Annotated in this window: 9 protein-coding genes; 1 reads left to right on the top strand and 8 read right to left on the bottom strand. The window is 43.9% G+C overall.

All coding sequences use genetic code 11. From position 1 onward, the window contains the following. From A7325_RS11590 to A7325_RS11575, 4 genes are all read right to left on the bottom strand, one after another. On the bottom strand, positions 1-462 hold a 462-nt coding region (locus A7325_RS11590), incomplete at its 3' end, for a transposase domain-containing protein (RefSeq protein WP_197488909.1). 153 nt (positions 463-615) lie between these two features. Further along, positions 616-1,599, bottom strand: coding sequence for a malate dehydrogenase (locus A7325_RS11585; protein WP_068408321.1), 984 nt, complete (start codon positions 1,597-1,599; stop codon positions 616-618). A 463-nt stretch (positions 1,600-2,062) separates the two neighbouring features. Continuing rightward, complete coding sequence (locus A7325_RS11580) at positions 2,063-2,764, bottom strand: hypothetical protein (protein ID WP_068408317.1); 702 nt, start codon at positions 2,762-2,764, stop codon at positions 2,063-2,065. 536 nt (positions 2,765-3,300) lie between these two features. Beyond that, positions 3,301-5,514: a lytic transglycosylase domain-containing protein gene (locus tag A7325_RS11575; RefSeq protein ID WP_068408315.1), complete on the bottom strand. Its 2,214-nt coding sequence runs from the start codon at positions 5,512-5,514 to the stop codon at positions 3,301-3,303. 418 nt (positions 5,515-5,932) lie between these two features. Between A7325_RS11575 and miaB the strand changes: the two genes are divergently transcribed. Beyond that, on the top strand, positions 5,933-7,441 hold the full coding sequence (miaB, locus tag A7325_RS11570; protein ID WP_068408313.1) for a tRNA (N6-isopentenyl adenosine(37)-C2)-methylthiotransferase MiaB: 1,509 nt from the start codon (positions 5,933-5,935) through the stop codon (positions 7,439-7,441). Positions 7,442-7,532: 91 nt separating this feature from the next. On the opposite strand, the gene A7325_RS11565 is transcribed toward miaB, so the two are convergent. The 4 genes from A7325_RS11565 to A7325_RS11550 all read right to left on the bottom strand — a co-directional run. Continuing rightward, positions 7,533-7,769: a hypothetical protein gene (locus tag A7325_RS11565; protein WP_227515010.1), complete on the bottom strand. Its 237-nt coding sequence runs from the start codon at positions 7,767-7,769 to the stop codon at positions 7,533-7,535. A gap of 48 nt (positions 7,770-7,817) precedes the next feature. Next, entirely contained in the window at positions 7,818-9,032 is a 1,215-nt protein-coding gene (locus A7325_RS11560; protein ID WP_068408311.1) for an RtcB family protein, read from the bottom strand. Positions 9,033-9,827: 795 nt separating this feature from the next. Next, positions 9,828-10,556 (bottom strand): LysE family translocator, encoded by a 729-nt coding sequence (locus tag A7325_RS11555; protein ID WP_068408308.1) that lies wholly within the window; start codon positions 10,554-10,556, stop codon positions 9,828-9,830. 38 nt (positions 10,557-10,594) lie between these two features. Further along, a partial coding sequence (locus A7325_RS11550) for a transposase (RefSeq protein WP_156508548.1) occupies positions 10,595-10,855 on the bottom strand: 261 nt, incomplete at its 5' end.

The following is a 10,855-nucleotide window of genomic DNA, read 5'->3' as shown; positions in this document are numbered from 1 at the left end:
GGTTCTGCCTTTGCTTGAACTAAAGTGCTGAAGGTTCTCATCAGTATAGGGTAGTGAGTATACGACACCGTCTACAGCTTGGACGCTAAGTCCCATAAAGTCTTGCTGCTGGGTTAGTGATTCTGTTTGGTAGTGAGCACTTAGTTGATGAAATAGCTGCTTTAGAGGTTCATGCCCGAGGCGTTGTCTTGCTTGTACGACTGCACTGGGTACACAGGCCTGTGAGTCTAGATTAAGACGCATTTGCTCTGTGATATACCAGATGGAACGGTTTCTATATAAGGCGGTACCTATGACTAGCCAAACGACATGTTCAGCAGGTAGCTTACGCCTTCTAATGCTCGCTTTGCCGGTATATTCTAAAGCTTGCTGTATCCACTCAGGATCTATTAATTCACTAAATTGTTCTAGGGTGTCTGGAATCCTTTTATGCGTCTCATTAATAGCGTTTTGTAGTCTCATAGTAAAATAGCCCATCTACTTATTAGATGGGCTATTTTATTACTTTTATTGAGTTTTTGCCTTAACTGACTGGCATTACTCTAATAAGAGGGCTTTTTAGCTTAACGATTATTTAGTTTCATGCTTATATATTAGCTTTAGCAAATTGATTGCTTATGGAAGCAGGTGTGCTACGGCATCACGCTCTTCGCTAAGCTCTTGCTCGGTGGCTGCCATTTTCTCTTTTGAGAAATCAGATGAGACATCAACGCCGTCTACGATAGACCAGTCGCCATTCTTGCAAGTCACTGGGAATGAGTAGATTAAGCCTTCAGCAATACCGTATTCGCCGTTTGAGTAAACGCCCATAGAAACCCAATCGTTCTCATCGCTACCAAGAGCCCACGTACTCATATGAGCGATGGCAGCGTTGGCAGCAGAAGCGGCAGATGACGCACCGCGAGCTTTGATGATAGCAGCGCCGCGTTGTTGTACTTCTGGGATATAGGTGTTTTCGTACCAATCACGGTCAACCAAATCTAACGCTGGTTTACCGTTAACAGTCGCAGCCGTTAGGTCTGGGTACTGAGTTGATGAATGGTTGCCCCAGATAATCATTTTTTTCACGTCATTGACAGTGCTGTCTGTTTTACCAGCCAACTGGGCGATGGCACGGTTGTGGTCTAGGCGCGTCATAGCAGTGAAGTTGCGTGGATCTAGGTCTGGTGCATTGCGCTGAGCAATAAGAGCGTTGGTGTTGGCAGGGTTACCGACCACCAATACTTTTACGTCACGGCTAGCAACATCGTTCAATGCTTTACCTTGCGCTGAGAAAATCGCCGCGTTGGCTTCTAGCAAATCTTTACGTTCCATGCCTGGGCCACGAGGACGCGCGCCAACCAATAGTGCATAGTCGACGTCTTTAAAGGCAACAGTCGCATCATCAGTTTGCACGATGTCTGCCAATAATGGGAATGCACAGTCTTCTAATTCCATGACCACACCCTTTAGGGCGTCAAGAGCTGGCGTGATTTCAAGCAATTGCAAGATAACTGGCTGATCTTTACCTAGCATTTCACCAGATGCAATACGAAATAACATAGCATAGCTGATATTACCAGCGGCACCAGTGACGGCAACACGTAAAGGCTGTTTCATTGACATTGAATACTCCCTAATTATAGATTAGATAATTCACAATTCTAATGGATGGTTGTAATAGATGGTTTTGATTGATGAATATCGTTTGAGATAGCGACCTGCTCGCTGAATATAGCAGTCATAAACCGTTCACTAGTGTAGCACCTCAGCCTATTAACCGTCTAGAGAAAGCGCGAACGCGTTTGCGGACAATACAAATTATATTGTTACATTTTATACGGATAGATAATGAGATTTTTGGCACAACATTAGAGGAGTAAGGCGTTAGAGGGACTTCAAGAAAGGTGCAAAAGAAGTATTAAAAGACGGTTTAAAAGCGTTTTAGACAGAATAATGGCTAAGATTTTAGGGGAGTTATAAGAAAAATCGCCTATATTTTTGCCATTTGTACTTTACTGTTTTATTCATTAAAGGCAGAAAGAAGGTGGTTAATGCGCAATAACTCAATGTCAAAATAGAATTATTTTCCGCCTGAAATAATAAACTTACTACCGCAGTTGTCGACGACATTGCTACAAGTGCCGAATGAGCTGCCTTCATAACATACGTGCACATCAGTCAATACCATTTGCCGGCGCGTGCCTACCTGACAAATCAAATCCACGCTATTCGCTGACATACCATTATTCAAGCGGGTCATCTGACCGACAAAACGCGATTTTAATACCGTATAGCTGTTGCCTGTATTTAACTCATTCGGTAGCTTTAAGTCGCCGGCATAATTGGTAATTTGGCGAAAATAGCTGCTAGCGCTAAGCGGGCTGCAAGCGCCATAGCGTTGCCATGCTTGGGTACGCACCGTGGTATCAGGCATGATACGGTTGACAACTTTTAACTGTAAGGGCGTCAAGCGTGGCTCACTGCCGCGGCCGCAGCGCTCGCCATAGCCCATATCGAGACCTGAAACGGTAAGCGAATAGCCTTCTAAGCACTGGCGCATACGTGCGCGCGTTGGCTGTAAGCTGCATAGCGCTGGCGTCATCTCAATCATCAACACTCGCTGACCCGGTTTGCTGGCATTCGCCGCTTGAGCTGGCAGCGTTATTGCACCCTGCAACAATAGTAACGCTGTTATACCAAACGCAGCATTACCTTTATTATTATCATACTTTGTACGTAACCAATATTTATGAAAATGCTCTGATAGCGCTGTCTTTGACATCGAGCCCACCTTTGTCTGAAGAGTTAATTGACGCTTAGCTTGCGACGATATGGGCAACTTGAAATATTTTTTAATCATAAGAAGTTAGAGCATCTAGCAATGACGAATAGGAGCTTTTAGGATTCATTGATTTCCACAATCCAAACTAAGACACTGATCACATTAGGTCGCTTGAAAGTATTTAGCCTTCTGGGAGTAAGTCCGCAGGCTGGAAGTGAGCCAACAGAAAATCCAGACGGAAACTCAAACAATGGTAGCAAATTGCTTTTTTTAATCTATAGCAGAAACGTAAACATGGCTGATGCATCGTGTAATATAGTGAGTGAAAAGTCATATCAATACATCACGCACTGCTGATATCAATTTTTCTTGCTTGATATGCCTGCACAGACAGAGGCTACAAAAAATTGATATCAGCAATACCGTCGCGTTTTTAGGATATTTTGACTATAGATCGTTTACTGCTTTTAAATGAACCCTATAAAAAAAGCCATTAACAGCGAGCAATTAATGGCTTTTTAAGAAAACAAAGAGAATTAGAAGGCGGCGGGAATGGTTCCCATGCGCTGACTAATAGGCTGACCACGGCCCAGCAAACTGCTATAGATGGTGGCGTTTTCCATTACATGCTTGACGTAATTGCGGGTCTCAGGAAAGGCAATCGACTCGACATATTGGTCGGCCGCAAGTGAGCCATAAACTGGCTGCCAACGTTTGGCATTGTTGGGTCCGGCATTGTAACCCGCTGTGGCCAAGACTGGCTGGCTGTTTAATTTACCAAAGATATCGCCCATATACCATGTGCCATAACGGATATTGGTATCGCCGCTATTGGCGCGACTAGCGCTATAAGTTTCGCCCAAATTACGTGCGATATATTTAGCGGTATCAGGCATAACCTGCATAAGTCCACTCGCCCCAACGTTTGAGCGAGCCGACGAGACAAAACGGCTCTCTTGACGCATGATGCCATACGCCCATGCCGGATCGATACCTGCCGACTGGCTGTAGCGCACGACCGCCGATTGATGCGGCATCGGATGTGATAGAGCCAAATTATTTACCGTCTCAGTATTATCAATGGCATAAATTGCTCGATCGAGCCAACCGATGTCATACGCTTGACGCGCGGCCGCAATAATCAAATTATTATCGCGATTGTCACGCGCTTTTTTCACCGCCCAGTTCCACTCGCGATTGGCATAAGCGCGGCTGGCATCGGCGTTATATAGAGCAAACGCCCGTGCAAAGTGCGGGTTTTGCATGACGCGGGCACGGTCGGCGCTACTAACGTTAGGCAAATTACTGCCACCTAAGCGGCTGGCATCAAAACGTTGACCGACTTTATCCTTGGCCATCAAACCATAGTATTCATTGCTTTTTGCAAGATTTTGATACATTTTTTTGGCAGTGTTGCGTTTGTTGGCATCACTTGATTGCTCATAAGCACGCGCCAACCAATATTGCCATTGATTGGTTTTTTGCGTTTCAGCATCCATTTTCGAGATGGCTTCGACCACATCGTCCCAACGACTAAAACGAATCGCCGCCATGGCATAATATTCGGCTTCTTCAAAGCTAAAATCATTATCTAAGCTATTACGGAACCAATCGACCGCTTCCACATTAAAACCATCGTCAGTATTGTGGTTCATACGCTGAACGCCAAGAATGCGATAAGCATAGCGACGGGTGTCATCATTTAATAACTTCGCTGCACGCTGATGGTCTTGTTTCACATCAAAATCTAATTGTAGCGCTGCCTCACGGTAGGACTTTTCTGCCAAGCGCCCCATAGCATACAAATACAGATATTGATTCATCTGGCTGTTTGGCTCGCGAGCAAAACGGCTAAAAAATGCTGAGGGATTGAGCTGAATTTCACTTAACGACGAGTAAGGAATCGGTGTACCCAACTTTGAGGACAAGGCCATAATATCGCCGGTCTTACCTTTACGCAGCATACGTTTGAGGCGCGATACCCTATCTTGATTGCTAATCAGCGCATTATTATTCATCTCTAGCGCCAATTGATCGCACAGCGCTGGCTGTTTTTTGGTGGTTAGCCAGACATCGGACTTGGCCGCCATCGCGCGCATGCTATCGCCGCCATTGTTAAAGCCAAGGGCAACGGCGCACTTTTCACTGTCATCGGCATTGGTAATGAGATTTGCCACTTGGCGTACGGCGGCATAATCATTGGAACCTGCTTTGGTTTCTGCAAAATCGGCAACCAGCTTTTCTGCCATTACCGTCTCTGGATACTGGCGGGCAAACTGTGTAACCGCTGCTGGGCTTTGTGAGTTTAGGTCCAAATTCATACGCCAATAAGGCGGATACATGGCAAATAGACCGCCACTCATCTCCTGCTCATAATTATAAAGGGCGTTGACATCACCGCGTTCTGCGGCGATAGCTGCTGCTGTAAATGAGCTTGCACCACTATCCGCTTGATAACTGCTGTTTGGCTGCGAGCTTTGCGCTTGATAGTTATCAGGCTGATAGCTTTGAGGCTGATAGTTGTCCGGTTGGTAGCTACCTTGTTGCGGATAACTATTGACATTACTGCTGGTATTATTACCCCAAGTAAGCTCAGCATAAGCCCCTTGCGACAATGCCAGCGCCCCCATCGCCGTTGCCACACTCAGCACACTGGTTTTTAGCATCGTTGTTTTATGATTTTTAGGCATATGATTTTGATAATTGGCATCTTTATCCTTGATACTTTGAGCAACTTGCGGCTTTGACATACGGACTCTCTTTATAATAAGTCTAAATAATTTGGCTAAATAAACAGTTTAAATCTAGGCTTGAAATAGTATTTTTCACCCTGCTTAAAACGCTCATTTAAACAATAGTGCGGATATGGTTGTCTGCATCATACTATACTCGTTGCACATTCAACCATCAGCTTTACTTTTCGTTAATAAATTGGATAGCCATGCGTAACACGAAGGTGTTACGGCGCTTTTACTAGGCTTAATTGTGCTAAAAGCCTTTATCTGAGTGATGGTAATAGATAAGCAATTGATACTATTATAAATAATCAAATGGCGTCAACAGTTTAAGCCCATGCTAACTTTTCACATTGATGGCAGATTATGATAAAATACGCCACCGGTTAATCGCCTACCTCGCTATATTTTTAGTCAATCATGGACTTCGCTTATGAGTGTTACTGTATTTAATCCCCGCATCGATGACGCTGCTGTTGAGAACAGGGTTACTGCGCCTGCCGTTACGGCACTCGAAGCGTCAAACTCTGTTGAAGCGTTTATTGCCCAAACTCCAGTCAATGGCAGTGGTACGCCGAAAAAAGTCTTTGTTACCACTCAAGGCTGTCAGATGAACGTCTATGACTCTGGCAAAATGCTTGATGTATTGGGCGATTCACACGGTATGGAAGTCACCCACAATATCGACGAAGCCGATGTGCTACTAATGAATACTTGCTCAATTCGCGAAAAAGCGCAAGAAAAAGTGTTTTCAGAATTGGGTCGCTGGCGCAAATTAAAAGAAAAACGCCCTGATCTGGTTATCGGTGTTGGCGGCTGCGTGGCCTCGCAAGAAGGCGATAATATCCAAAAACGTGCGCCTTACGTGGATATGGTTTTTGGGCCACAAACCTTACACCGTCTGCCAGAGCTGTATGACCAGTCGCATGAGCAGCGTTCTATCTCGCCTAAAAACCGTATCGGTACGGTGGATGTGTCATTCCCAAGTATCGAAAAGTTTGATTTTTTACCAGAACCAAGAGTAGAAGGGTTTAAAGCCTTTGTCTCCATCATGGAAGGCTGCTCAAAATATTGCTCATTTTGCGTGGTGCCTTATACGCGCGGAGAAGAATTGTCGCGTCCGCTTGATGATGTCTTGGCAGAGATTGATAGCCTCGCTGCCCAAGGCGTGCGCGAGATTAACCTGCTCGGGCAAAACGTCAATGGCTATCGCGGCGAAAAAGACGACGGCAGTATTTGCCGTTTCGCTGAGCTCTTGCATTACGTCTCGCATGTCGATGGTGTCGAGCGCATTCGCTATACCACCAGCCATCCGCTAGAGTTCACCGATGATATTATCGATGCTTATGCCAAGTTGCCAGAGCTGGTGTCACACCTGCATCTACCGGTTCAAAGTGGCTCAAATGCTATTTTGGCGGCGATGAAACGCAACCATACCATTGATGTTTATATCAATCAGATTAATAAGCTCAAAGCCATACGCCCTGATATTCACCTATCGAGTGACTTTATTATTGGCTTCCCTGGCGAGACTGATGAGAACTTCCAAGATACCTTAAACTTGGCAAAAGAATTAAACTTCGATCACTCTTATAGCTTTATTTACTCTAAGCGTCCGGGTACGCCGGCGGCAGAATTGCCTGATGATGTGAGCTTCGCAACCAAAAAAGCACGCTTGGCAGAATTTCAACAGGTTATTATTGATTCAACCCTTGCCAAAACCCATGAAATGGTCGGCACTACGACTCGCGTCTTAGTCGAGCAAGTGGCCAATCGTCATCCTGATTGCTTAATCGGCACAGCAGACAATACCCGTACCGTGATGTTCCCTTTTGACGTTGATAAAGTAGATGAACTACTGGGTAAAATCGTTAGCGTACGCGTGACCGATTTTGTCAGTCCGCATATGGTAAAAGGCGAGCTTATCGAGGTATTGGCTTAACCCTTTATAAAAAACTGTATAAATAAAAAAGCCGCTCTCTATTTAAGTAGGGAGCGGCTTTTTTGTGCGTGGATGTTAAAATTAATTGTCTTTACTGCGATAACCAATCGGTCTTCCGCAATTGCTGCTTGGTTTCGCGGCGACGTTTTTTGCGCATGATATCAATATCTTCTTTTTCATGAATACCGCCTTTTTTGAGCAGTGGATTTAGCGCCAGATAATTTCGCGGTTTTACAGCACCAAGTAAGTTTTGATTGGCTGTGGCATCTTGCTGTTCCAGCTGCCGTTCAATCTGCTTGGCCTTTTTTAAGGTTTGTTTTAAGCTCATATTGTTACCTATATTTTTAATATCTCTAAATCTGTTTTGCAAAACCAACTAACCCTTAATGCACATGACCTGTTTCAGCGTATGCACCACTTCGACTAAGTCGGCTTGGTTGGCCATCACTTCTTCAATGTCTTTATAAGCACCGGGTATCTCGTCGATGACGCCTTTGTCCTTACGGCACTCAACGCCTTCGGTTTGCGCTTTTAGCTCATCAATGGTAAATGCCCGTATGGCTTTGCCTCGGCTCATTTGTCGCCCTGCGCCATGCGAGCACGAGCAAAACGATTCATCATTGCCAAGACCTCGGACGATAAAGGATTTTGCGCCCATAGAGCCGGGAATAATCCCCAGCTCACCTTGGTAGGCACTGATAGCGCCTTTACGCGTGACATAGACTTGCTCACCAAAATGTACCTCTTCATTGACGTAGTTGTGATGGCAATTGATGGCTTCTTTGGTCAGCTGAAAACGTGGCAACCCCGCTTGTGGTGACTGCATGGCTTTAATGACCAAACGCATCATCTCACGGCGGTTTTCTAGCGCATAATCCTGCGCCCAGTCCACCGCCTCAACATAATCAACAAAACTATCAGAGCCTTCAGCAAAGTAAGACAAATCCCGATCTGGCACATGACCAAAGCGTGATTGACGCTCTTTTTTGGCAAGATTAATAAAGTACTGACCAATACAATTACCAATGCCGCGACTACCAGAATGCAGCATGACCCAGACATCATTGTTTTCATCTAAGCACAGCTCAATGAAATGATTGCCACCACCCAATGTGCCAAGTTGCTTTGCCCACGTACGCTCAAAGCCTTTGAGCATCTTGAGCAAACCTGGATGCTTATCAGTAATCGGTCTTAGGCGTTTACCTAACGGATCAAGCGTTGAGTTTTTGGCTTGGATTTGTTTGTGCATATTAAAGCCAACTGGCACTTGCTGCTCCACTACTGAGCGTAATGCCCTTAAACTATCAGGCAAATTACTTGCCGTCAGAGATAGACGCACCGCGTTCATACCGCAGCCAATATCGACACCGACTGCAGCCGGAATGATGGCGGATTTGGTCGGAATCACACTTCCAACGGTAGCGCCTTTGCCAACGTGTACATCAGGCATCACCGCGATATGCGAATATACAAACTCCAGCTGAGCCAAATTTCGTAATTGCTGCATCGCCTCTTGTTCAATATCTGATGTATAAATCTTGACCGGTACGCCAGACTTACTATTTTCATTTAATACTAATTGAATGCTCATAATGTATTATTTCCATTTTATTATTTTAATCACCATACAAAATATATTTTAATCTACCTATTTCTTTAACTTTATAATTTACTTATTGATTACCATTAAGTAAAACACTCAATAAGTTATTTTTCATAAGAAATAGACAATAAAATACCGCTTCTTTATTGATTAAAAAATCAATAAAAATGTATGATTACTTTATGATGGACGTTTTAAAAAGAATTTTTACGCTACCAAAATATTCAGCTTAAAAATGAAAGCTTAGATAGCACACACATAAATAGTTATTTACTAAATAATAGCGTGAGCTGAGCGAGAATATTAGTGATAATAGTAAGGTAGAATTTCGAATAAACAGCTAATAGCAAACGCGAAAATGCCGTGCACGATTACGAGCTATGTTGACATAGCGCACTTAGAAGAGGGATAGAGTGAGTAGATATAGAAGGCTATGCGTTGATATCAATAAACAAGATATCACTCAATAGCTTATATATAGATTCAGCCAAACCTTTTCGAAGTCGTCATTGCTGTCATGCAGTTTATACGTTCAATCTTTGAAAACGTCTTGATGTTTAAATAGGACACGATGATTCCTCCGTAGGTTGTGGCCAATGTCAGAGCGACAATAGCAGATTAATTGGGATAATGTAGCACCTATGAAAGATAAGCGCTATAAATCAATGAGATAATAATAATGATTTAAAAAATAAAGTCAATAATTAATTTAATTATATAAAAATTTTCTAGAAAACGTATCACTTTTTAAAAAACCACGTTAAACATAAACCTGATTAATTCCTAAGCCAAGAAACTATTTAACACCTCAGCCAATAACGCCGCGGCAATTAAAATAAATATCACCCCGCAACCGCGATTGAGCCATGCCAAACGCTCACCAACATCAAGCCAACCAGCCAGCTTTTTACCGCCAATGGTATAAATCAGCTGCCAAATCGTCTCGCTCAAAAACAGCCCACAAGTCAGCATAATATACTGCGGCCACAGCGGCGCGCTAAAATTGATAAATTTGGGAAAAAAGGCGGCAAAAAACAATATCGCTTTTGGATTAGACAGTGACACCCACATGCCCGTTCGAAACAATAACCAATCGCTAGGCGGCGCTTTAACAGCCGCGCTCGAAAGTGAGCGCGGCATAGGCTTATCTGCCATTTCCGCAGTCGTAGTCAGCTCTTTATGAACTTCTGTACTCAGCTCGCTGGCATCACTCATTAAGCTGCTACTACCACTATCGCGCCACGATGCGACACCCAAATAAATAAGGTAAATCGCACCAACGGTCTTAATCACTGTCAATAACCATGGCGATTGACGACTAATAACATCAAGTCCAAGGAGCGTTGACAGCAGTAAAATAAACAGCCCAAGGCTTAAACCTGCCAGCGTCCATAAGGTACGCTTGACGCCATAATTAAGGCCATACTGAAAGGCCAGTAGCATGTTTGGACCGGGGGTCGCTGAGATAAAAAACGTACTTGCAAAAAATACCGCAAACAGATGCCAAGACATCAACCAACCCCTACTTTTTTATAAAAATTACCCCACTCTCAACTTGAAATAAGCAATTCAAACTGAAGAGGCGGGTTACCAAGTTTTTTGTTGAGTACAAAGCACAGATTGTGTGACAGGATTTTACGAATCAATCGATGAGACAAATGCCATAAATCTCTTGCTCTCACTCTTTGTATGTTAAATCGTTCTGATAGCTGACCAATGACTGTTTCAACGATACGGCGGACTTTCATCAGCCGTCTTACCACAGGTTTGGGTCTATCCTCTTTCATGTTGGCTCTGAGTGGCGTTTGTAA

Origin of the sequence: Psychrobacter sp. SHUES1, assembly GCF_001652315.1 — a bacterium.
Classification (GTDB): domain Bacteria; phylum Pseudomonadota; class Gammaproteobacteria; order Pseudomonadales; family Moraxellaceae; genus Psychrobacter; species Psychrobacter faecalis.
Note: the sequence above shows the minus strand (reverse complement) of the source record. Positions and strands in the feature narration are given on the sequence as shown.

Excerpts from the sequence above, each read along its gene's own strand:
- A7325_RS11585 (WP_068408321.1), bottom strand. The coding sequence starts at position 1,599 with ATGAAACAGCCTTTACGTGTTGCCGTCACTGGTGCCGCTGGTAATATC.
- A7325_RS11580 (WP_068408317.1), bottom strand. The coding sequence starts at position 2,764 with ATGTCAAAGACAGCGCTATCAGAGCATTTTCATAAATATTGGTTACGT.
- A7325_RS11575 (WP_068408315.1), bottom strand. The coding sequence starts at position 5,514 with ATGTCAAAGCCGCAAGTTGCTCAAAGTATCAAGGATAAAGATGCCAAT.
- miaB (WP_068408313.1), top strand. The coding sequence starts at position 5,933 with ATGAGTGTTACTGTATTTAATCCCCGCATCGATGACGCTGCTGTTGAG.
- A7325_RS11565 (WP_227515010.1), bottom strand. The coding sequence starts at position 7,769 with ATGAGCTTAAAACAAACCTTAAAAAAGGCCAAGCAGATTGAACGGCAG.
- A7325_RS11560 (WP_068408311.1), bottom strand. The coding sequence starts at position 9,032 with ATGAGCATTCAATTAGTATTAAATGAAAATAGTAAGTCTGGCGTACCG.
- A7325_RS11555 (WP_068408308.1), bottom strand. The coding sequence starts at position 10,556 with ATGTCTTGGCATCTGTTTGCGGTATTTTTTGCAAGTACGTTTTTTATC.